Source organism: Pseudomonas sp. NPDC077451, from assembly GCF_044543345.1.
Classification (GTDB): domain Bacteria; phylum Pseudomonadota; class Gammaproteobacteria; order Pseudomonadales; family Pseudomonadaceae; genus Stutzerimonas.
This window is the reverse complement of the sequence record NZ_JBITVX010000001.1, coordinates 62,058-83,683: the sequence shown is the minus strand read 5'-3', so window position 1 is coordinate 83,683 and position 21,626 is coordinate 62,058. Positions and strand designations below refer to the sequence as shown.

Sequence of the window (21,626 nt, the reverse complement as noted above, 5' to 3'; positions counted from 1 at the left end):
AGCACCCGCTCAAGCGGCTAGTGTATCGCCGCCTTGCCGCTTCGCTTTGGCGCAACCCGTCTAGATCCGGCCGTTCGGCCCTTAACCGTCATCCGTTCACTGCGGCAAAAGCCGTTATCGGAGTTATCCATGCAAAGCGATCAGCTGATCGTATTCGCCGTGCTCGCCGCCACCCTGGGGCTGTTCGTGTGGAATCGCTGGCGTTATGACATTGTCGCCCTTGCCGCCTTGCTGGTGGTTACCCTGGCCGGCATCGTGCCGCCGGAAAAGGCGTTCATGGGCCTTGGCCATCCGGCCGTGATCACTGTTGCTGCTGTGTTGGTGCTCAGCCGCGGCTTGCTCAATGCCGGTGTGGTGGATTCGCTGGCGCGGCACCTGACCAAGGTCGGCGATCGACCCTGGATCCAGGTGCTGACGCTGTCCGGTATCGTCGCCCTGTGCTCGGGCTTCATGAACAACGTCGGCGCGCTCGCGCTGTTCATGCCGGTAGCCGTCTGGATGTCGCGCCAGAGCGGCCGCTCGCCTTCCTATCTGCTGATGCCCCTGGCTTTCGGCTCTTTGCTCGGCGGCACCCTGACCCTGATCGGCACGCCGCCGAACATAATCATTGCCGGCTATCGGCGTGAAGTCAGCGAAGCGCCGTTCGGTATGTTCGACTTCCTGCCGGTGGGTCTCGCGATCACCCTCGTCGGGGTGCTGGTGATCGCTCTGCTCTGGCGCTTGACGCCTCGTCGCGAGGACCCGAGCGGTGAGCAGGAACTGTTCGAAATCAGTGCTTACTTGACCGAACTGCAGATTCCGGCCGACAGCAAATACGCTGGCCGCACCCTGCATGACCTGATCGCTGCGGGCGGTGACGAGGTCGATGTGATGGTCACCGGGCTGGTACGTGCCGGAAAGTACCACCGTATGCCGTCGACCTATGAAGTGCTACGCGACGACGACATCCTGCTGGTCGAAGCCGACTCTGACAGCCTGAAGCGTTTTCTCGATGTGACCCACCTGCGCCTTGCTGCCGAAGCCGACAGCAAGGCGGAAGCCCGTGAAAAAGCCGAACAGGACAAACAGCTGAAACGGAACGGTGAGCCTGACAAAGAGCCCGAGGCCGCCGATTCCAAAGCCGACCGCAACGCCGAGCGCGCCCTGGCCGAGGCCATCGTGACTGCAAGCTCGTCTTTGATCGGTACCAGCGCCTCCGGTCTGGCACTGCGTGAGCGCCATGGTGTCAACATCCTGGCCGTGGCTCGCCAAGGGCAGCGATTGCAACAGCGGCTGGGCAAGATCCGCTTTGCCGCGGGCGACATCCTGCTGTTGCAGGCGCGTGAGGATCAGCTGCAATCGACGCTTAACAGTCTCGGTTGCCTGCCGCTGGCATCGCGCGGCCTGCGGATCACCGCGCCTCGCCAGGTGCTCCTCGCCAGCAGCATCTTTGCCGCCGCGCTGGCGCTCATTGCGCTAGGCATGGTGCCGTCCGCCGTCGCACTGGTGGGCGGCGCATTGGCGATGATTCTGGTCGGGCTGGTGCCCACCGGGGACATCTACAAGAGCATCGACATGTCGATCATCGTCCTGATTGCCGCGATGCTGCCCATTGGCGAAGCGCTGGAAAGCACCGGAGGCTCGCGCCTGATCGCTGATGCCCTGCTGGACGTTGGCCAGGCCGCCCCGCCGGCAGCCACCGTGGCGATCCTGATGGTGGGTGTGATGCTGCTGTCGAACGTGGTCAACAACGCCGCCGCCGCGGTGCTCGCCGCGCCCGTAGCGATCGCGCTCGCACGCGGTATGGACGCCTCCGCCGATCCGCTATTGATGGCGGTCGCCATCGGAGCTTCCTGCGCCTTTCTGACGCCCATCGGGCACCAGTCGAACACGCTGGTCATGGCGCCCGGCGGCTACCGTTTCGGTGACTACTGGCGGCTCGGGCTGCCACTGTCGATTCTGGTGGTACTGGTGGCCGTGCCTGTCATCCTTTGGGTCTGGCCTCTCTAGAGGCATCCACAGCCGGCACGGAGATCTGCGTGCTGGCCACCGCACCCGCGGCGTGGCTCAACGCGTCTTGAGCCCATCCAGCAACGCCTCATGGAACACATCCGGCGCCTCGACCTGCGGCGAATGGCCCAGTTCAGGAAAAGGCACCAGGGTCGCGTCGGGAATCATCGCTGCGGCCTGCCGGCCAAGTTCGGGGTAATCGCCCAGGCGTTTCGCAACGTCTTCCGGCGCTCGATTGGCTCCCGGTGCAGTGCGGTCCTTGCCACCGATCAGCAACAGGGTTGGCACGCTCAGCGTGTCGAATTCGTGGATCACCGGCTGGGTGAACACCATGTCGGAGGTCAGCGCCTGGTTCCAGGCAACGATCTCTTTGCCTTCACCGGCGTACATCCCAGCGAGCATGTTCACCCAGCGGTCATAGCGCGGCTTCCAGCTGCCGTTGTAGTAGAACTTCTGCTGGTAGGCTTTGATCTTTTCGAAGTCGGTCTTCAACTGGCTCTGGTACAGCTCTTCGATTGGCGCATAGGGCACGCCCTTTTCTTGCCAATCCTCGAGCCCGATGGGATTGACCAGCACCAGCTGCTCGACCATCTGCGGATAGTTCAGTGCGAACCGTGACGCCAGCATGCCACCCATGGAATGACCGATCACCGTGGCCTGTTCGATGTCCAACGACTGCAAGAGCGCCCGGGTGTTGTGTGCCAGCTGCGCAAAGCTGAACTGGTAAGCCTCAGGCTTGCTGGAGCTGCAAAAGCCGATCTGATCGGGCGCAATGACTCGATAACCGTTCTGCGAGAGCACCTCGATGCTCTCCTCCCAGGTTGCCGCGCAGAAGTTCTTGCCATGCATCAGCACGACCGTTCGCCCGTTGGCCTTGCCCGCTGGGGCCACGTCCATGTAAGCCATGGTCAATGGCTGGCGCTGAGACGAAAACTCGAAGCGCTTGATCGGGTGCGGATATTCGAACCCTTCAAGGTGCGGGCCGTAGGTCGGTTGTTGTTCAGCGTGCAGCGCAGGGACCAGAGCAAGCCCGGCGACGAACATCAGGGAGGATATGGCTCGTTTCACGAATCGACTCCTGGCAGGCGACATGCGGCCGCGATGGCGTATGGGTCGTTGTGCGGAGCTGGCTGTTACCAACGTTCAGACAGGCGCCGAAGGCTCAAGCACAACGGTTTGCCTATCTGGGAGCATGAAACCGGAGTGAGGGTTCGGCGAGGCCGGTGCAAGAATGTTTCTTCGTGATACCGCCTCGCGCCAGTGACCAAACTGCGACACCGGCCGCGAACGATGCAGCGCTGCTACTGCGCGTCGACCTGCTGGATATCGAAGCCGATGCGGTTATCACTGCTGATGCGGAACTGCAGCGTTTCACCCGCCTCGACGCGCGCCGCTTTCTCGCGCAGCAGACCGCCCTTGCCGCACAGCGTGTCGTCCTCAGGGTCCGATTCGATGCTGACGATGCGCATCCCGGCCGGCACATGCAAGTGCACCTGCTCGCCGACATGGATCCGCGCCGCCAGCCTGCGATCGACCATCACCGCCACGTAGCAGCCGCCGCCACGAATGCCGAAGTCGCGGGTCACCACCAACTCGCCACCATTGGCCACAGGTGTCTGAAAGCCACGCAGACGCTCCTCGGGCACTGGCGTGATGTCCTCCGGGTCCGCCTGCCAGGACGAGCAACCGGCCAAGGCCAACACAGGGATGAGTGCGAGCATCATGCGCATAAGGATTCTCCTGTCAGATAAGCGAAGCGGTGATGGTATGACAGGTGTGTTCGCTCACCGTGCGGAAATATGCGCTCACCTGGATCTAACGGGTCGACACCGGATGACTGCTGCCCGGATACGGCCGCTCTTCTTCCAGCGTCCCGTGGCGATCGTAGACCTCGACCGATGCGGTCTTGCCTTCCATCAAGCTATCCAGGCCGGTGAACATTTCGTCCTTGGTCAGGGTTCGCAATACCGTTTCCTGGGATTGCTGATCGGTCAGCTCCCAGCCCATCGGGGTCGGGTTCACGTGATACTTGTCCATCTGGCACTCCGGGATGTGGCGCAGTTTCGGCTGCGCAGGTCATTCAACTTCAGCCGCGGCTGTCTTGGTCGTCATCGATCTCGCTGTCGTCGAAATCAGGATCCTCGCCCGCTTCCTTCTCGCCGGCGTCGGTCATGGTGACGTCCGGCAGGTCGTCGGCTGGCTTGTTCTGCTCAGGCTGAGTCTGGTCGCTCTGGTTCATGGCTACCTCTTTGAGTTGGTGCGATAGGGTCTAACCATTTGGAGCAACAGCCGGCCGATAGCGTTCGCCTGTTCAGCCACCGGCGGTCCGATCAGCCCGCCTTGATCGAAAGAATCCAGCATCCTTCCCAACTTGCGATTGCAGCGCCCCCCGGACTCCACCACACTGCCGACAATCCAATCTTTGACCGGAGCTGCTGCCATGCCTGCCACCCAAACCCCGTCGCGCGACAGTATTCTGGCCGACCCGGATGCACTCAACTGCACCATCTACCGCGCTCACGAAACGGACCCGGATGGTGAAGAACGCGACATGGGCGACGCCCGCGTCATCATCACCGGGCAGTTCGAGCCGCCGCAGGAGTGGGATGCCAAGGCGCGGGCCGACTATTTCGACGGTATGCCGGAAGACGCTTTCTTCACCGCTGTATTCGCCAGCGAACCTGGCTCCGACTCAACAGGGTTCTTTACCGTCGAAGCCGACGATTATGCTGCTGTCACCGAACAGGACGGCAGCATCTCCATGTTCTATGTCTGCGAGCGGCTGGACGACGACAGCTACGTGCTGCTGCGCGAGGAAGACGACGAGGAATAAGCCGCGCAGACAGCTACCGAACCCTCACCTCGCTAGCCGGGTCTGTCTTGTATAGGCAGACCCGTCGGCCGTACCCGATACGCCTGAGTAACACCCCGCACACCATTCGCCGCAAAGAGGAATCGCATGAGCCCTCTGCACCGCCGCTGGCAATCCCCCGTCACACGAATGAAGCTGGTCGCCGGCCTGCTCCTGCTGCTCGCCGCGCTGCTCTACGTCATCGCGACCGCCATGGAGCCGCGTCACCCGGCCTGGGGCTACCTCGCCTCTTTTGCAGAAGCGGCAATGGTCGGTGCGATTGCCGACTGGTTCGCCGTGACCGCCCTATTCCGTCACCCGCTCGGCCTGCCGATCCCGCATACGGCGATCATTCCGCGCAGCAAAGCGCGCATCGGGCGGAACCTGTCGACCTTCATCACCACTCACTTCTTGTCCACACCGATGGTGCTGGCCAAGCTCGAAGCACTGGATATCGGCGGCCGGCTCGCCAACTGGCTGCGCCATCCCGCTAATGCCGAAGCGGTTGGCCGCCAGCTCACCGGCATGGCGCGGTTCGGCGTCGAGTCGCTGCACGACGAGCGCGTGCAAGCGTTCGTACAGGCCAAGCTGATCAACCGAGCGCGCAAGGTCGATCTCGCACCGATCTGCGGTCAGGTGCTGGAAATGCTTACCCGACAGGGCAAACATCAGGCGATGCTCGATGAAGCGCTGATCAAGGTCGATGCGCTGCTGCAGGACGATGACACCCGTGCGCTGGTGGCCGATGCCATCACCGCTGAGGTCCGCACGCTGCGCTATCTGGGACTCGGCAAGGCGGTCGGCGGTTGGTCGGCGAACAAGTTCGTTGACGGCGTATCGGCTGTCATCGCCGAGATCGCGGGTGACCCTGAACATCCGCTACGGGAGCGCTTCGACGAGCATGTTGCGGAGTACATCGACCGACTCAAGCATGACCCGGCTTATCGGCTGGAAGTCGAACGCATCGTCGCTCAGCTGCTGGAACATCCGGCGACCACCGATTACCTGCAGACGCTCTGGCGTGAGCTGACCGAGTGGTTGGAAGCGGATCTGGAGAGCGCGGATTCACGCATCGGCAAAAGGATCGTGCGCCTGACCCAGGGCTTGGGCGACTCGCTTTCCGCCGACACGTCCATGCGTACCTGGATCAACGAGCAACTGATGGCGGCCGCGCCCAGCCTGCTCGAGCGCTACCGCGGGCAGATCGGCAAATACATCACCCAGCGCGTGGAAAACTGGGAGAGCCGCGAACTGGTCGAGCAGATGGAACAGAGCGTCGGTAAAGACCTGCAGTACATCCGCATCAACGGCACGCTGGTGGGCGGGCTGGTCGGGCTGCTGCTGCATGCCTTGACTCAGCTGGCAGCTGGCTGAGCACTGAGCGAGCGCAGCGTGTCGCAGATCTGACTGGCATTGGTCCCGTCGGTCAGCGGTCGATCCCAACGCAGCGTTGCAGGCTGGCCGTTCATGTACCACAGCCGATTGGCGAGCTGATCGGCGTCGCGCGCATCGTGGGTCACGCAGATCAGCGCCATCTGTGGCTGCCCTTCAAGCAGCCGGACAATCAGCTCGCGCAGTTCGGCAGCGCGGTCCGGGTCCAACGAGGCAAAGGGCTCATCGAGCAAGAGCAGATCAGGTTTGACGGCCAGGCACCGAGCCAGCGAGGCGCGGCGCGCCATACCCAGCGAGAGCTGATCCGGCAGACGATCACCAGCATCGCCCAGGCCAACGTCGGCCAGTAGCCGATCGATATCGCCTGGGGTGGCGCCGACCAGCTTGAGGTTCTGCCGCACCGTGTACCAGGGCAGCAGGCGGTGCTCCTGAAACAGGTAGCCGACGCGCCGCCCGGATTGAAGACGGATCATCGGAGCCAGCCGTGGATCAAGGCCTGCGATGGCGTTGAGCAAGGTGGTCTTGCCGACGCCGGAGGGGCCCAGCAAGCAGATTCGATCCCCGGCCCGCACCTGTACGTCGATCAGCCCGAGCACCGGATGGCCTGCCGCTACGCCATCGATGCGCAGCTCAAGCATGCTGCATCCCGGCGTTGCGCCAGCTCGATGCGCGACGCTCCAGCGGCTGCAGCAGCGCCAGCTCGATCAGCTGTACGACGGCAATGAAGGCTAGGCTATAGGCCAATATGCTCGCCACGTCGAAAATCTGAAATGCCATGTGTAGTTGAAAGCCGACACCATCGGAACGGCCCAGCAGTTCGACCACCAGAACAATCTTCCAGATCAGCGCCAGGCCCCCGCGGGTCGCCGCCATCAGATAGGGAAACAGCTGCGGCAGCCAGACGTTCGCCACCCGCTGCCAACGGTTGAAACCGTAGACCTGAGCCATCTGTTCCAGCTTCGGGTCGAGGCTGCGCGCGCCTTCGCGCACCGTCACCGCCACGTTCGGTACTTTATTGATCACCACCGCTAGCACCGCTGCCGCTTCCACCAGACCGAACCAGACATAGAGCAGGATGATGGTGACCAGCGCTGGCAGGTTGAGAAAAAGCACCAGCAGCGGATCGAGCACCGCGTTGGCGAACCGCGAGCGCCCCATCCAGACGCCCAGCAGCGCACCCAGCGCCATCGCAAGCGCAAAGCTGATCAGCACCCGGCGCAGGGTGACCAACAGATGATGGGGCAGCTCACCACTCTGGACGGCGAGCCAGAACGCATGCGCCACCTCAGCCGGCGAAGGCAGCAGCGGTGTGTCCACTGTCAGCGCAATGATGGCCCACACCGCGACCAACAGCGGCAGCGCAACCCAGCAGGCATAGCGCGAGCCGGTCATGGTTCGCTCTGAAACAGCGCCGCGGGCATCAGCTTTTCCGGCTCGGCGCCCGTCAGCAGCAACAGCCGATGCAGCGCATCGATGCGCGCCGCGTCCAGCGGTTGGGGGATGCCTTCGACAAAGCTGTCATGCAGCGCAGCGAACACCGCGTCGTTATCGGCCCGCATCAAGGGGCGGATTTCCTGCCAGAGATCGGGCTGACTCGCCAGCTGGTCCTTGGTCTCGCGCAAGGCACGGGAGAAGCGCTGCAGGAGATCGTCGTGCTCACTGGCCCAGTCTTGCGGTAACAGGTAGCCGAGCACCGGCAGATCGGGATCGAGACCCAGCGTTCCAATCAGATCCGCCAGACCGAAGGCAATACGCACACCGCCCTCACCACGCAGGCGCGCCGAGAAGTGCCAGAAGGTCAGCAGCGCGTCCACCTGGCCACGCCGCAACGCCTGGCTGAGCAGCGGCGGCGCGGCGTACTGCACCGACGCCTCGCGGGCCAGGTCAATCCCTTGCCCCGCCGCCGCCTGCTGCAGCAGTTGCCAACCAAGCCCGTCCGGCCCACCAGCGACGCCAATGCGCTTGCCGCGTAGGTCGGCCAGGGTGCGAATATCGCTGCCATCGTTGACCAACACTTCACCGATCTGCGAGGAAAACGGCAGGTAGCGATACGCCGTCCCAGCCTCGTAGCGTGCCTGCGCCCAAAGCAGGTCGCTGACGGCCCCGTCGACGCTGCCGCTGCCCAGCGCCAGCCGAGATGCCGGCAGATCAGCCACCAGCCGCACCTCAAGCTCGAAACCGTTGGCCTTGTCCAACCCGTGACGCTTGAGATGGTCGAGCTCCCAATGCGGCGTGCCGAATTGCAACACGCTGAGGGTCAGCACCGGCAGCGGTTGAGCCTCGCTCTGCGCCTGAACGAACAACGGGACTACCGCGAGCAGAACCACACGCCCGCATCGAAGCGCTGCGAGGCAGGCGTGAGCGAAAGACAAGGTGAGGAACCACGGAGCAGGCTTCATGCCCGCAGGGTACGAAGCCTCGCATTCGCTACGAATAGTACTTTGGTGTTTCTTCGCTGCTGCGATGGTCGCGGCTGCAACCGGTGCGGCAGCGGTGCCGGCTCAGGCCGATCAGTGCTCGCTCTCGGCAAGCTTGCTTACCAGTCGCGCCTGCAATTTCTCCAGTTCTGCCGGATCGGCCTTACCCGCCGCGTGAATGCCGAGCCCCTCGCCCGAATAGCGCGGGACGATGTGCACATGGATGTGAAACACCGTCTGCCCCGCCGGCGCCCCGTTGAACTGCGCCACCTGCACGCCATCGGGTTGCAACTCCGCGACGATCACGCGGGCGAGCTTCTGCACCACCGCCATCACGTTGCACAGCGCATCGGTATCCACATCGAGGATGTTGCACGCAGCGGACCGCTTCGGAATCACCAGCGCATGCCCGTAGGACTGCGGAAACAGATCCAGGAAAGCGAGTACATCGTCATCCTCGTAGAGCTTGTAGCAAGGCGCATCGCCGCGAATGATCTGGGCGAAGATGTTCTGTGGGTCGTAGGGGGTAGTTAAGCTCATGAGCGACTCCGATAAGTTAAGCGGCCTAAGCACATAGTGGATGCGTTTTGATGCGTAGCGTACGGCCACAACAAGGGAAACGGACACCATGACAAATGAGGAATTCGTCGGCTTTGCATGCCCACATAGCTGGTTCTTAGTGGCGGACGATCTCCACGGCCAAGCCTTGAAACTAAGGGAAAGCTACGGACATGGATTCCTTCGGCGAAAAGACCACCAGACTGGGCGCGAAGCATTTTGGGACAACACGGATCGTGCGACATTTCTCCTTGCGTCGTTTGCCTTAGAGAATGCAATCAAGGCCTTTCTGGTATTTGAGAATCCGAGCTGGATATCGAATGGCACACTTGCAAAACCCCTTCGATCTCACAAGCTGACGGAACTTGCGGCATTGTCAAAGCACGCTCCCTACAGGCGCAAAGCACGGAAAATCCTGGGCACGTTTGAAGACGGTAACGAATCTTGGGCTAGGTATCCCTGCGCCCTGAACAAGGCAAGCAGCACCGATCCGGCAAACCTAAGCCCGGAAATATGGACGGATTACGAATGGCTTATATCGGCCTATGGCCGCCGTTTAACAAAACTCTTATCGCAGCATTGGAAAGGCCCTCATGGATTCGAGGCAACGTACGAGATTCACGGAACATTCCTAGACGCTCTGAACTAGGCGCCTACCCAGGAATCGCTATCGAACGAAAGATAAAAAAACCTGACCCTTAGTAACAACCCGTACCAACCTACCGACTCGAATACCCGCTTCCCTGGAGGGCTCCATGCACGATCTATCCACCTTCACCATCACCCAGAAATGGCCTGCCAGTTACCCGGATCGTCTGCAGCTGTATTCGCTGCCCACGCCCAACGGGGTGAAGGTGTCGATCATGCTGGAGGAGACCGGTCTGCCCTACGAGGCGCATCAGGTCAGCTTCGAAACTGGCGACCAACGCTCAGAAGAATTCCTATCGCTGAACCCGAACAACAAGATTCCGGCGATCCTCGATCCCAACGGCCCGGACGGAGAGCCGCTGGCGTTGTTCGAGTCCGGTGCGATTCTGCTGTACCTGGCCGAGAAAACCGGCCAGTTGATGCCGGAAAACGCCGCAGCCCGCTACGAAACGATTCAGTGGTTGATGTTCCAGATGGGCGGCGTTGGGCCGATGTTTGGCCAGCTGGGGTTCTTTCATAAGTTCGCAGGCAAAGATTACGAAGACAAACGCCCGCGCGACCGTTACGTCGCCGAAGCCCAACGTTTGCTGGGCGTGTTGGAAAAGCGCCTGGAGGGCCGCGAGTGGATCATGGGCGGGCGCTACAGCATCGCCGACATCGCTACATTTCCGTGGGTCCGCGGTCTGGTGGAGTTCTACGAAGCGCGCGAACTGGTGGAGTTCGATCGCTTCATCAACGTGCAGCGGGTGCTGGATGCCTTCCTCGCCCGGCCAGCGGTGAGCAAGGGGCTGGATATTCCACCACGTGGGTGATGGTGGACTAGGGTTGACGGAGTACATCGCGTAACGGGGACGGCTACTGACTGACCTCGCCACAACAAATCCGAGAGGTGAAGGCATGGCTGGCAATAGCTTCCGACCCAGGCCGCGCGGTGGCGACCCCCACTCTCGAAATTCGATGCGCCGTTCTCAAAGCTGGGTCCGATGTTTCGGGGCAGCCATCTGTCTGGCCGGCCTCTGCGCGACCGCTCAAGCACAGCTGACGGCTGCGGAGTCCGATCCAGTCAAGTTGGGCTGGATGCAGGGCTTTCCGCCTCCTGCTGAAAAACTGATCGGCCAGCCGGACTCGAACTACTTCAGCTTTCCCAAGCTTCGCTGGACCGTGTGCCATATCCGCGAGCTACTGCCCACCGAGGCCGTCAGCCGGGGCCTGGATGCACCGACGCCGTTGCGCCAATCGCTCGACGGCAGCATCGACGCCGTTAGTTTCAAGCCTCTCGGCACCCCCGAACGGATGACATGGGAACAGTCACTGGCGGCAAACTACACCGACGGAATCATCGTGCTGCACCGGGGACGTGTCGTTTACGAACACTACTTCGGCTGCCTCAACGAACAGCGCAAGCACGCCGCGATGTCGATGACCAAGTCATTGACCGGCCTGCTGGCCGAGATACTGGTGGCCGAAGGCGCACTCGATGACGGGGCCAAGGTGGCGGCACTCGTCCCCGAACTGGCCTCCAGCGCTTTCGGTGATGCCACCGTACGGCAGCTCATGGACATGACCACGGCGCTCGATTTCAGCGAGGACTATGCCGATCCCAACGCGCAGATCTGGAGTTACAGCGCGGCGGCGAACCCCTTACCCAAGCCTGCCGATTACGAGGGGCCGGTCGGTTATTACCAGTACCTGCAGACCGTCGCCAAGCGCGGCACCCACGGTGAGGCGTTCGGCTATCGGACCGTCAACAGTGATGCACTGGGTTGGATCATCGCCCGCGTGTCCGGTAAGGCCGTCAGCGAACTGGTGTCCGAACGACTCTGGCAGCGCCTGGGTACCGAGCAGGACGCCTATTACACGGTCGATGCACTGGGTACGCCGTTTGCCGGCGGCGGCCTGAGCGCCGGCCTTCGGGACATGGCCAGGCTCGGGCAGTTGATGCTCGATGAGGGGCAACACGACGGAGCGCAATTGTTCCCTGCAGAAGTCGTTCGGACCATTCGCACCGGGGGTGATAAGCAGGTGTTCGCCAAAGCCGGATACAAGACGCTACCAGGCGGCAGCTATCGGGCGATGTGGTGGGTACTGCACAACGCCAATGGCGCGTTCGCCGCTCGCGGTGTGCACGGGCAAACCCTCTACATTGACCCGACAGCCGAAATGGTCATCGCCCGATTCGCCTCGCACCCCTCGGCCAAGAATGCGGACAATGATCCCACTTCGCTGCCGGCCTATCAGGCACTGGCCGACCATCTCATGGAGAAAGCAAAGCGCTGATCAGCTGGTCGCGGCTTGTTGCGCCCCGTATTCAAATGACCTTGGCCGCACGCCCGATGAACTGGATTGGCCCGGTCGGCAGGCCGGTAGGTGAGCCGGTGGGTTGCTCCAGCGTCAGTTCGAACAACTGGTTGGGCTGCAGTGGCGGCAGATCGTCGAGACGAATCCTCACCGGCTCGCCCGGCTTGACCAAGCCGAGGGACACCGGCGCCTGCCAATCTTCGGCCTTAGTCCAGAGTTGCAGGGCCTTGTCAGGCGGCAGTTCGGTGACACCCAGGGGTATCAGCTCGATTTCACGTGTTCGATTACTGGCCTGCACGACCCAACCCGGTGACAGGTCCTGCGGGGTGGCGAGCACAACGAGCCAGGTCGGCGACGGTTCAGGTGAAAGACGCGTAAGCAACAAGGCGCCGAGCACCAGCGTGGCGGCCATGCCGGCCGCAGCAAAACCACGCCAGAGCGACAGGCTGTCCCACCAGTTGCTACGGCGCGCAGGCGCAACCGGAGCGGGTAGGCGACTTGTCTCGTCCAGGCTGCGCTCGATTCGATTCCACAAACGTGGCGAGGGCTTTTGTGGTTCGACCAGATCGGTCAGGTGTAGCAGCCGAGCTTCCCAATAGTCGACCGCCGATTGCAGCTCGGGCTCGACGTTCAGGCGTCGTTCGACGGCCTCACGTTCTACCGCTGTGAGCGTGCCGAGCACGTATTCGCCTGCCAGTTCGTGCAGGTTTTCACCGGATTCGTTGGGTTCGTTGTTCATCCGATGCACTCACGAAGGGCGGTCAGGCTGCGGCGAATCCAGGCTTTTACCGTGCCCAGTGGCGCACCCAGGCGCTGGGCGATTTCCTGATGCGAATAGCCGTCGACGTAGGCGTGAAACACGCAATTGCGACGCACCGGTTCGAGTTGTTCAAGACAGGCTTCGACTCTGCCGGGGTTGACCCGCCAATCGAAGGCGTCGGTTTGTTCCTGCCAACCGTCGATGGCGGCGTGCTCCATGTCGCCCTCCTCGTCCGGTTCCATCTGGACGTGGCGGGCGTTGTTACGTACGGCATTGAGCGCCAGATGGCGGGTCAGGCTGAAGATCCAGCCGCGAGCCGAGCCACGCGCCTGGTCGTACGTACCGGCCTTGTTCCAGATGCGGATGAAGGCGTCGTGAACGATGTCTTCGGCCAGGGCCAAATCCCGCACGATGCGCTGAACGACGCCGAGCAGTCGCGGGCTCTCCAGCTCGTAAAGCTGCTGCAATGCAGATCGCTCGCCACGTGCGCAAGCGCGCAGGGCCGCTTCGTAATCGAACAAGGGGGGTTGCGACACGGTATCTGCCATTGGCTGGTTATCGACACCCCCGACGCATACGGGCCGGGGAGTCAGAGCATAGAAGCGATCAGCGCTCATATCGAGCGGCATTTCACCCGCTGCGCGTTGCTCACTTGTTGGCCCAGAACAGGTAGTCGGCCTGGTAATCAACGATCTGGCGCTCGCCCTCGTTGGCCGCTGCGCATGTTTTGGCCGGCGCTACGCCACCCTTGGTCGCGACGCGCTGGACATAGCTGACGCCTGTCATGGCGCCTTTGCCTTCGGCTGGGTTGGCCTTAACCAATTGATGCGGAATGTTGCCGTCGCCTCCCGGCGCGATGGCCACCTGGGTGCCGGTCACCTTGGAACCGTCCATGGCTTCCCATGTGGCGGGCGGGCCGTAATAACTGCCGACCTGTTTGCCAGTGCTGTCGTTGAGCGCGGCCTTCGGGCCCATGAACACCCAGGCCATCTGCCCGGGCATGTCGCTCTTGGCTTGGCATTCATAGGTGATCTGGCCGACGCCGACCGTTTCCATCGCAACCTTGTGGCCGTCCGGTACGCGCACGGCTTCAGGTACGTCCATCTGGGCGAAGGCGCTGGCAGAACAGCCAATGGCCAGTGTCAGACCGGTCAGGCAGAGGATCCTTTTCGTGTCCATTTTGGTGTCTCCGGGTAGTGATCAGATTGGGCGGCCAAGCAGCCGCTACCTGTACTACCCGTCAGGCAGACGATTGGATGCAGTGAGTTTGAAAAATAATCTGCTTAGCTTTGCGCATGACCAGTCGCGCCGATGCCGAACCCCCTTTCTACATTCGCAGAGAACACGCGATGCCCTATCTGACCACCCTGGAATTCCCAACCGTCGATCAGCAACGCTATGACGCGCTCAGTGCAACGCTCGCATCGAGCGGCCCGCCGTCCGGCATCCTGTTTCACTCATGTGCTGCCGTCCCCTATGGCTGGCGCATCACCGATCTGTGGGAGAGCGCAACCGCTTTCGATCGGTTCGTCGACGTATCGCTCCTGCCTACCACCCGCGCATTGGGCTGGCCAGAGCCGTCGCGCAGGGAATGTATCGCCACGTATCACGCAGGCATGGTTCAGCGCTGAATGAAGAATCGCTCCCTGAAGAAAAAGACGTTTGGTTGTCGATTTGGCTGGGCTCGGAACGACTAGGGATCAGTGCCAGCGGATGCGTTGACGCCGACGTGGCCGTCCTTAACTCACAGAGGAACCGAAACGATGCGATTCATGGTGATGATCAAGGCCAACGCGCAAACCGAAGCGGGCGAGATGCCCAGCGAGGATGTTCTTGCAGCCATGGCCCATTACAACGAAGCCCTGGCCAATGCGGGCGTGCTGCTTGGTGGCGAAGGCTTACACCCAAGCAGCCGAGGTGCGCGGGTGCGTTTCGACGGCGGCCAGTGCTCGGTCGTGGATGGCCCCTTCCTCGAGACCCGCGAGCTAGTTGCAGGTTTCTGGCTATTCCAGACGGCCTCGTTGCAGGACGCCATCGATTGGGTAAAGCGCTGCCCGGCATCGGCCGTCGGTGAGTCGGAAATCGAAATCCGACAGGTATTCGAAGCCGAGGACTTCGGGGCGGAATTCACCGCCGAATTAAGCGAGCAAGAAGAACGCCTACGCGCGCAAATCAACCACTAACCGCACCAGGAGAATCGAATGAAAATTACCCCTTACCTCACCTTCGACGGTCAGGCACGTGACGCCTTTACGCTGTATCAGCAGGTACTCGGCGGCGAACTGGAAATGATGACTTTTGCACAAGCACCTGACGCTGGGCACTTCCCGGCAGAGCACCGCGACCGAATCATGCATGTCTGTCTGAGCCTCGGCGAATTCTCGCTCATGGCGTCGGATACCATGCCCGGAGATCCCGCTTGTGGCGGAGGACAATACGAAGGCATTAAGGGTTGCTCGATCTCTTTGCACCCCGAAAGCATCGTCAAGAGTGAACGTCTATTCGCAGCGCTTTCCGAGGGCGGGCAGGTCGTGATGCCCCTGGAGAAAACTTTCTGGGCCGAGCGTTTCGGCATGTTTATCGACCGCTTCGGCGTGTCCTGGATGATCAACTGCGCCTAGTGGCAAGCAGCCATCTCCTCGACTCATTCGAACAGATTTGTCCAGTCTTATAGCAGCGAAATTATCTAAAAAACCCGTTGACAGATAATTTTATGCACATAAGGCCCGGCCGGATTGGCTCTGCTCGCGAGGGTGTGGCAAGCGCCAGACTAAACAAACCTAAGTTATTGATTAAAAAGGCTTTATCAATACTGGGTAAAAACTCGTCGATCTGTTCTGAGCCGCGCCAGATGGGCGTTTGAGCAAGTCATCCAATATATGTTCACAGTGTTATCCACAGCTTTTGTGGATAACACACCACTCCCCAAGCACAACGGGGCTTAGCGGTCGCCGGCCACGCCCTTACCCTTTAATTGTTACAGTTTTGCCGATCATGCCGTGGAGCCTTTCGGGGGGCTCAACCAGGGAAGCTACCTCGGCTTTTGCCGACGTGTTGCCGATTTGGCTATGTACGCTCGTCGTGGCGGTAGTGCTATTTCCCCAGTGCGTTGGTTCGCTGCGCTGAAGACGCGACGACGGATAGGGTGCCTTCACGGTTGTGACCACGGACAAGGGGCTGCAAGCCGTATGGGATGGGCAGGCGCTTTCACCCGACCCTATCTACCTGTCCAATCAGCGAGCCGTGGACTGAACGCGCAAGCAACGGCCTGATCAGGTCAGTGGCCTCGACGGCGGAGGCCTAGCAGCATCAACACCAAGCCTGCCCCCAAAAAGCCGGGCGCCATCCATAGAAAGGTTTTCGTCTCCGACGCAAGGCCAATCGCCAGGCAAGCAACTCCTGAGACGAGCAGAGGGATGGCCGGCGTAGGATAGGACATCGTGTGGCGCTGCATGGTCGGCTCCTGAGGAATTGGGGATAACATTAACCGATACGAAAGGAGCGCTAGTCAACGAGCGTCAGGGAATCGAGCAAGGCCCGCATGTCCTGCCAGTGCGTGCCTTCCCAGAAAATCCGATCACATTGATCGCAGCCCAAAAAACGCTCATGGCGCGCCTGCACCCGCGGCGGCACGCGATCGAGTATGGCCACCTTGTCCGCCGGATGCAGTGGTACGTTGCAGCTCAGACACAGGCTGAAGGGCCGGGCATGGCTGGCCAGATCGAGCCGTTGGTAGAGTTCGCGTAGCTGGTCCTGAGGTTTGATTGCATGTACGTAGCAGCCATGCAGCACCAGCCGATGCATCAGCAGCGCACGGTCGCGGGTCAACAGCGCCCGGCTTTCAAGGTTGGCCAGCTCTGCCATTGCCGCATCTTCAAAATTATTGTCGTAGAGGGTGTCGAAGCCAGCCATTCGCAGCAGCCGCGCCAGACCTCCGAGGTGGGCATCGGCCACGAAGCGGGGCGGACCCGGCGGCAAGGGTTCGATGGTGGTCAGGGAACCGATATCCAACTGTTCGAACTTGGGATACACGGCGATTCGGTCACCCGCTTCGATAGGCCAGTCAAGGCCAGCCGGCGCGCCATTGACCAGGACTAGCGCCACCTCGGTATGCGGTACGCCGAGGGCTTCGATCATGTGCTTGGTGGTGGCGGACTCGGCGCAGGAACAGCGAAACGCCTGCCCGCGACGCTCGACGGCAAGGAATGCGTTCAACCTGGCATAGAAGCGAAACGTTGCATTCGTCATGGTATCTGGGCACCGCCAACCGCGCATGCTCTGCCAAGAATTGCGCGGCGCGTGTCACTCCCGAAAAAGCGATAGGTCAGATTAGCTTATAGCCGATCATCGCCAACATGACTGCCAAGCAAGGTCGTAACACCGCTTCCGGCACCCGGCCGGACAGGTTGCTGCCCAAATAAATGCCCGGCAACGAGCCTATCAGCAGGTAGCTCAGGATGGTCCAGTCCATGTTGCCCATGCTGGCGTGGCCCAGCCCGGCTACCAGCGTCAAAGGCACCGCATGGGCGATCTCAGTCCCCACCAGGCGGCGCGTGGCGAGCAAGGGGTAAAGGAAGAACAGCGCCACCGTACCCAGCGCTCCCGCGCCTATCGAAGTCAGCGTGACCATTGCGCCAAGCACAACGCCCACAGCTACGGTCAGGATGTTCAACCCGCGCGGCGACAGCCTAGGGGTCGGGCCTGACAAGCGAGCTGCCACAGCGAGCAGTTGCTTCTTGAACAGCACAGCCAGCGCCGTGAGTACCAGCACGATGCCAAGGGAGTGTTTGATGATCGCGTTGAGCGCATCCTGGTCCGTGTGCAGCCCTTTCAACAGCCACAGCGTCAGCGCTGCGGCCGGCACACTGCCCAGCGCCAGCCAGCCGGTAATGCTCCAATCGATGTTGCGATTCTTCTGGTGTACCCAGACGCCGCCAGCTTTGGTGATCGCTGCGTAGAGCAGGTCGGTGCCCACGGCCGCAGCCGGGTTGACGCCGAACCACAATAGGATCGGCGTCATCAGCGAGCCACCGCCTACACCGGTCATGCCAACGATAAAGCCAACCAGCAGGCCGGCTACAACAAAGCCGATTACACCGAATTCCATGCGAACGTCCGATTCAAGGCACACAGGCCGTGTCAAAGGCCAGCAGCATAACGGTCCGAACTAGCAATCCTTAATATAAGTTCGTGCTTTCTTAGTAGCTAAAAGATATATGAACCCGGTAAGGTGCCCCGGTCGGGTGTAGGTTTATCAGCCGGCACTCGGCCGCCATACTGACGCGACGACTAGGCACGAGCATTACCATGGACTTGATCTTCCTTGGCACTTCTTCCGGCACGCCGACCAAGGCCCGCAATGTCAGCGGCGTAGCGCTGCTGGAGGACAGTGGTAAAGGTTGGTATCTGATCGATTGTGGCGAAGCCACCCAGCATCAATTGCTGCATACGCCGCTGACGCTGCATGGCTTGCGAGCCATTTTCATCACCCACGTGCACGGCGATCACTGCTACGGCTTGCCGGGTTTGCTCGCCAGCGCCGGCATGGCACGGCGCCAGGAGCCGCTGGATATCATCGCTCCGCGGGCGATCGAAGCCTGGGTACGTGCCACGCTGGACATGAGCCAGAGCTGGCTGCCCTACGAACTGAGGTTTCACACCACCGAGTCGTTCGACGGCTGGTGCAGCTCGCAGATGCGCGTCGAGGCCATCGCCCTTTCCCATCGGGTCCCGAGCTGGGGTTACAGCTTTACGGAAAGCCGTCCCGATCCTAGCCTCGATGCCGACAAGCTCGACCGCGACGGCGTGCCGCGCGGCCCACTCTGGGGCGCTCTGATGCGCGGTCACGACATCGAACATGAGGGACGCACGCTGCGTAGCGAACACTATCTACTGTTTAGTCGTGCACCGCGTCGTGTCGTTATTGCGGGCGATAACGACCAGCCAGAACTTCTACGCGAGGCCTGCCAAGGCGCGCAACTGCTGGTCCACGAAGCGACCTATACCCAGGCCATCGCCGAAGCCGGTAAAGCTGATTTCGGCCACAGCACAGCCGCGCAGGTCGCCGCATTCGCAGCATCGGTCCAGCTGCCGCATCTGGTGCTAACGCACTTCAGCGCGCGGTATCAAGGCGCACCGAACAGAGGCTTATCAATGGACGACATCCGGGTGGAGGCAGCAGAGCATTTCAGCGCGAACTTGATTTTGGCCGAAGATCTGTTGCGGATCAGGCTGGACAAGCAAGGTCAGCTGCAATGGGTGGAACGACTTGGCAAAGATGCGCGAGAAGCAGCCGTGAGCCGGCCAGACGGCTCGTAGCGTAGGGCGAGGCGGGAGACTATAACGAAGAGCGTAAAGCCAACCGACAAACACTAACGATAATTTCTATCATTTACATTGAGTTTACACGCCGCTATCGTCGCCTCCTCTTCCACTGGAGATGACACCGTGCCATCAAATGTAACCCGTCTATTGCCGCTGCTCAGCGTGCTTGCTGCTCCGGCTGTTTACGCACAATCCGCTTCCCCGCTTGAGCTTCCTGCCACCGCAGTAACCGGTGCCCGCGAAGAAGCAAGCTATAAGCCCGAAGAGAGCAGAACTGCCCTAAAGATTGACGCCCCGCTGCGCGATATTCCGCAGTCGGTCAATGTGGTTCCCCAGAGCGTGCTCAGGGACCAAGGCGCCGATTCCCTCGAGGATGCGTTGAAGAACGTACCAGGCATCGGCCTGAGCAACGGCGACGGGCAACGCGACCAGGTCACCATCCGTGGCTTCAGCGCCATTGGCGACCAGTACATCGATGGCATTCGTGATGACGCGCTTTACTACAGGGACATGTCGAACATCGAGCGCGTGGAGGTGCTCAAGGGGCCGGCGGCAGTACTTTATGGTCGTGGCTCGTCTGGCGGCCTGATCAACAGCGTGACCAAAAAACCTACATTCACGCCAGAGCAGGAAGTGGGTGTCAGCTTCGACAGCTAAGGAAAACGGCGCACTCAGTTCGATGCAGGCTGGGCCGATCAGGAGCAGAAAAACAAGGCGTTTCGTGTAACCGGCGCGCTGGAAGACAGCGACACCTTCCGCGAAAACGGTTTTCTGGAACGCAAGGCCCTGGCGCCGTCTGCCTACTTCCAGCTCTCCGACGATCTAGAGATCAACCTCGGCGCGTCATATCTGTACGACAAGCGTCTGATCGACTTCGGCATTCCAGCACTCAACGGCCGCCCGGTCGATGTGGACCGCGATAAACGCTTCGGCTCTGCCGACGCGGATCAGGACTACACGCGCAGCGAAGTCTTCTCGCTGACTGCCGGTATCGATTACCGCATCAATGATGCCTTCACACTGAGCAATACCAGCCGCTATTACCATTACGATCTGGACCGCAACAACACCCTGGCTCACACCGACGCCAACCGCTTCGTCACTGCCCCGGACGGTACCTTGCTTGTCAAGCTCAAGCGCGGCAATGTGCAGCGTAAAGAGGATGGATGGTTCAACCAGACCGAGCTGAAACAGAACGCGGTCCTCGCTGGAATGAATCATCAATTGCTTTACGGCGTTGAGTTCGGACGCCAAGAAAAGGACCAGCAGTTTTTCAACCAGGATGATGTAGCGAGGGTGCCTGTTTATGGCGATGCGCTACAACCGGTGCCGTCTCAGGCCAACCGGAAGACCGGCGACGGTCTCAATACGCAGGAAACTACAGGCCTCTACATCCAGGATCTGATTGAGCTGTCGCCACACTGGAAAGCGCTGTTAGGCGTGCGTTACGACGAGTTCGACCAGACCTTCCGCGACGACCTCAACGGCAAGACTGAGCTGGAGCGTACCGATTACACGCTGAGCCCGCGGGCGGGTCTGGTCTGGCAGCCGGATGACAGGCAGTCCTACTACCTTTCGGTCAGCCAGTCCTATCAGCCCTCAGGCGAAATGTTCCAGGTCAGCGCAGCCAACGTGGAACTGGAGCCTGAGGAAACCACCAACTACGAGATCGGCGCTAAATGGAACCTGTTGCAGGATCAGCTCACGTTGACCGCAGCGGTATTCCGCCTGGAGCGTACTCAGATCAAGACCACCGACCCAGTCAACCCGGCCAAGCTGGTACTGGCGGGTGAGCAACGCACTGACGGGTTCGAAACCACCTTCATGGGTCAGGTCTCGGACAACTGGCAGCTCTATGGTGGCTATGCCTTCCTGGATGCGGAGATCACCAAATCGAACAGCAAGACCAACGGTATTGCCAACGAGGGCCAGGTGCCGACACTCACGCCGCGCCACAGCGCCAACCTGTGGGCGGTGCGCTCACTCACCACTGACTGGCGTGTTGGCATGGGCGCCAACTATGTCGGCAGCCGGTACACCTCGCTGGATAACGAAACCGAGTTACCCGGCTACACCACATTCGATGCAGCGCTGTTCTATCAGCAAGAGCAATGGGATGCGGCACTGCGCCTGTTCAACGTCTTCGATAAGGAGTACTACGCCTCGGCCCATGGTTCGGTCGACCTGATTACCTCTGGCGCGCCGCGCACCCTTGAGCTGAGCGCTAACTACCGATTCTAAACGCCCTTCGGATGCCCGAAACAAGCGAGGCGCTTGTTGATAAGCGCCTCGTTTTATTAGCTGTCTATGCCACCGTCAGCACTGGTCCGGCTTGCAATGATGCGGGCTGCTTAGGGTGCGCCTGAAAAACAATGACGGCCTAAAGAAC

The 21,626-nt window shown here is 61.0% G+C and carries 23 protein-coding genes and 1 pseudogene; 11 read left to right on the top strand and 13 right to left on the bottom strand.

The genetic code is table 11. The annotated features are described in order from the left end of the window. Positions 1 to 129 precede the first annotated feature (129 nt). A complete protein-coding gene (locus ACIGHL_RS00370) occupies positions 130 to 1,989 on the top strand; it encodes an SLC13 family permease (RefSeq protein WP_216707226.1) in 1,860 nt (619 codons plus the stop codon). Positions 1,990 to 2,046: 57 nt separating this feature from the next. Here ACIGHL_RS00370 and ACIGHL_RS00365 read toward each other — a convergent pair whose 3' ends face one another. From ACIGHL_RS00365 to ACIGHL_RS00350, 4 genes are all read right to left on the bottom strand, one after another. Then, positions 2,047 to 3,057, bottom strand: coding sequence for an alpha/beta fold hydrolase (locus ACIGHL_RS00365; protein ID WP_216707225.1), 1,011 nt, complete (start codon positions 3,055 to 3,057; stop codon positions 2,047 to 2,049). Between the two features lie 233 nt (positions 3,058 to 3,290). Continuing rightward, complete coding sequence (locus ACIGHL_RS00360; RefSeq protein ID WP_216707224.1) at positions 3,291 to 3,719, bottom strand: 3-isopropylmalate dehydratase; 429 nt, start codon at positions 3,717 to 3,719, stop codon at positions 3,291 to 3,293. Positions 3,720 to 3,804: 85 nt separating this feature from the next. Then, positions 3,805 to 4,026: a hypothetical protein gene (locus ACIGHL_RS00355; RefSeq protein ID WP_045425167.1), complete on the bottom strand. Its 222-nt coding sequence runs from the start codon at positions 4,024 to 4,026 to the stop codon at positions 3,805 to 3,807. A gap of 49 nt (positions 4,027 to 4,075) precedes the next feature. Beyond that, entirely contained in the window at positions 4,076 to 4,228 is a 153-nt protein-coding gene (locus ACIGHL_RS00350; RefSeq protein ID WP_181689938.1) for a hypothetical protein, read from the bottom strand. Positions 4,229 to 4,429: 201 nt separating this feature from the next. On the opposite strand from ACIGHL_RS00350, the gene ACIGHL_RS00345 reads away from it, so the two are divergent. After that, complete coding sequence (locus tag ACIGHL_RS00345) at positions 4,430 to 4,822, top strand: hypothetical protein (protein WP_045425165.1); 393 nt, start codon at positions 4,430 to 4,432, stop codon at positions 4,820 to 4,822. A 126-nt stretch (positions 4,823 to 4,948) separates the two neighbouring features. Continuing rightward, complete coding sequence (locus ACIGHL_RS00340; RefSeq protein ID WP_216707223.1) at positions 4,949 to 6,214, top strand: DUF445 domain-containing protein; 1,266 nt, start codon at positions 4,949 to 4,951, stop codon at positions 6,212 to 6,214. Here ACIGHL_RS00340 and ACIGHL_RS00335 read toward each other — a convergent pair. From ACIGHL_RS00335 to ACIGHL_RS00320, 4 genes are all read right to left on the bottom strand, one after another. Then, complete coding sequence (locus tag ACIGHL_RS00335) at positions 6,196 to 6,870, bottom strand: ABC transporter ATP-binding protein (RefSeq protein WP_216707222.1); 675 nt, start codon at positions 6,868 to 6,870, stop codon at positions 6,196 to 6,198. The genes ACIGHL_RS00340 and ACIGHL_RS00335 overlap by 19 nt on opposite strands. Next, positions 6,863 to 7,624, bottom strand: coding sequence for an ABC transporter permease (locus tag ACIGHL_RS00330; protein ID WP_216707221.1), 762 nt, complete (start codon positions 7,622 to 7,624; stop codon positions 6,863 to 6,865). Before ACIGHL_RS00330 ends, ACIGHL_RS00335 begins: the two co-directional genes overlap by 8 nt. Next, on the bottom strand, positions 7,621 to 8,631 hold the full coding sequence (locus tag ACIGHL_RS00325; RefSeq protein WP_216707220.1) for an ABC transporter substrate-binding protein: 1,011 nt from the start codon (positions 8,629 to 8,631) through the stop codon (positions 7,621 to 7,623). Before ACIGHL_RS00325 ends, ACIGHL_RS00330 begins: the two co-directional genes overlap by 4 nt. 111 nt (positions 8,632 to 8,742) lie before the next feature. After that, the gene (locus tag ACIGHL_RS00320; RefSeq protein WP_216707219.1) at positions 8,743 to 9,189 is read right to left on the bottom strand and encodes an HIT family protein; all 447 of its coding nucleotides are present in this window, start codon (positions 9,187 to 9,189) and stop codon (positions 8,743 to 8,745) included. Between the two features lie 88 nt (positions 9,190 to 9,277). On the opposite strand from ACIGHL_RS00320, the gene ACIGHL_RS00315 reads away from it, so the two are divergent. The 3 genes from ACIGHL_RS00315 to ACIGHL_RS00305 all read left to right on the top strand — a co-directional run bounded on the left by ACIGHL_RS00315 (position 9,278) and on the right by ACIGHL_RS00305 (position 12,132). After that, positions 9,278 to 9,856: a hypothetical protein gene (locus ACIGHL_RS00315; protein ID WP_216707218.1), complete on the top strand. Its 579-nt coding sequence runs from the start codon at positions 9,278 to 9,280 to the stop codon at positions 9,854 to 9,856. 106 nt (positions 9,857 to 9,962) lie between these two features. Further along, complete coding sequence (locus ACIGHL_RS00310; RefSeq protein ID WP_216707217.1) at positions 9,963 to 10,667, top strand: glutathione S-transferase N-terminal domain-containing protein; 705 nt, start codon at positions 9,963 to 9,965, stop codon at positions 10,665 to 10,667. 145 nt (positions 10,668 to 10,812) lie between these two features. Continuing rightward, positions 10,813 to 12,132, top strand: a complete 1,320-nt coding sequence (locus ACIGHL_RS00305; RefSeq protein WP_216707216.1) for a serine hydrolase domain-containing protein — start codon at positions 10,813 to 10,815, stop codon at positions 12,130 to 12,132. Positions 12,133 to 12,163: 31 nt separating this feature from the next. Here the strand turns inward: ACIGHL_RS00305 and ACIGHL_RS00300 are convergent, their stop codons facing one another. The 3 genes from ACIGHL_RS00300 to ACIGHL_RS00290 all read right to left on the bottom strand — a co-directional run bounded on the left by ACIGHL_RS00300 (position 12,164) and on the right by ACIGHL_RS00290 (position 14,092). Next, a complete protein-coding gene (locus ACIGHL_RS00300; RefSeq protein WP_216707215.1) occupies positions 12,164 to 12,892 on the bottom strand; it encodes an anti-sigma factor in 729 nt (242 codons plus the stop codon). Beyond that, complete coding sequence (locus ACIGHL_RS00295; RefSeq protein WP_216707267.1) at positions 12,889 to 13,461, bottom strand: sigma-70 family RNA polymerase sigma factor; 573 nt, start codon at positions 13,459 to 13,461, stop codon at positions 12,889 to 12,891. The genes ACIGHL_RS00300 and ACIGHL_RS00295 overlap by 4 nt, the downstream gene beginning before the upstream one ends. A gap of 100 nt (positions 13,462 to 13,561) precedes the next feature. Continuing rightward, the gene (locus tag ACIGHL_RS00290) at positions 13,562 to 14,092 is read right to left on the bottom strand and encodes a DUF3455 domain-containing protein (protein WP_216707214.1); all 531 of its coding nucleotides are present in this window, start codon (positions 14,090 to 14,092) and stop codon (positions 13,562 to 13,564) included. A 170-nt stretch (positions 14,093 to 14,262) separates the two neighbouring features. Here ACIGHL_RS00290 and ACIGHL_RS00285 point away from each other — a divergent pair, with 170 nt between their 5' ends. The 3 genes from ACIGHL_RS00285 to ACIGHL_RS00275 all read left to right on the top strand — a co-directional run bounded on the left by ACIGHL_RS00285 (position 14,263) and on the right by ACIGHL_RS00275 (position 15,534). Continuing rightward, on the top strand, positions 14,263 to 14,544 hold the full coding sequence (locus ACIGHL_RS00285; RefSeq protein ID WP_446697505.1) for a hypothetical protein: 282 nt from the start codon (positions 14,263 to 14,265) through the stop codon (positions 14,542 to 14,544). A gap of 132 nt (positions 14,545 to 14,676) precedes the next feature. Beyond that, positions 14,677 to 15,096 carry a YciI family protein gene (locus ACIGHL_RS00280; protein WP_216707212.1) on the top strand — a complete coding sequence of 140 codons (420 nt, stop codon included), beginning with the start codon at positions 14,677 to 14,679 and terminating at the stop codon, positions 15,094 to 15,096. Positions 15,097 to 15,114: 18 nt separating this feature from the next. Then, positions 15,115 to 15,534: a VOC family protein gene (locus ACIGHL_RS00275; protein WP_216707211.1), complete on the top strand. Its 420-nt coding sequence runs from the start codon at positions 15,115 to 15,117 to the stop codon at positions 15,532 to 15,534. Between the two features lie 883 nt (positions 15,535 to 16,417). On the opposite strand, the gene ACIGHL_RS00270 is transcribed toward ACIGHL_RS00275, so the two are convergent. Together ACIGHL_RS00270 and ACIGHL_RS00265 are read right to left on the bottom strand one after the other, a co-directional pair. Next, positions 16,418 to 17,161 (bottom strand): Mut7-C RNAse domain-containing protein, encoded by a 744-nt coding sequence (locus tag ACIGHL_RS00270; RefSeq protein WP_216707210.1) that lies wholly within the window; start codon positions 17,159 to 17,161, stop codon positions 16,418 to 16,420. A 76-nt stretch (positions 17,162 to 17,237) separates the two neighbouring features. Continuing rightward, a complete protein-coding gene (locus tag ACIGHL_RS00265) occupies positions 17,238 to 18,020 on the bottom strand; it encodes a sulfite exporter TauE/SafE family protein (RefSeq protein ID WP_045425140.1) in 783 nt (260 codons plus the stop codon). A gap of 200 nt (positions 18,021 to 18,220) precedes the next feature. Between ACIGHL_RS00265 and ACIGHL_RS00260 the strand changes: the two genes are divergently transcribed. Together ACIGHL_RS00260 and ACIGHL_RS00255 are read left to right on the top strand one after the other, a co-directional pair. Next, positions 18,221 to 19,231 (top strand): ribonuclease Z, encoded by a 1,011-nt coding sequence (locus tag ACIGHL_RS00260; RefSeq protein WP_216707209.1) that lies wholly within the window; start codon positions 18,221 to 18,223, stop codon positions 19,229 to 19,231. Between the two features lie 129 nt (positions 19,232 to 19,360). Then, positions 19,361 to 21,478, top strand: a pseudogene (locus ACIGHL_RS00255) (TonB-dependent receptor). Positions 21,479 to 21,626 lie beyond the last annotated feature (148 nt).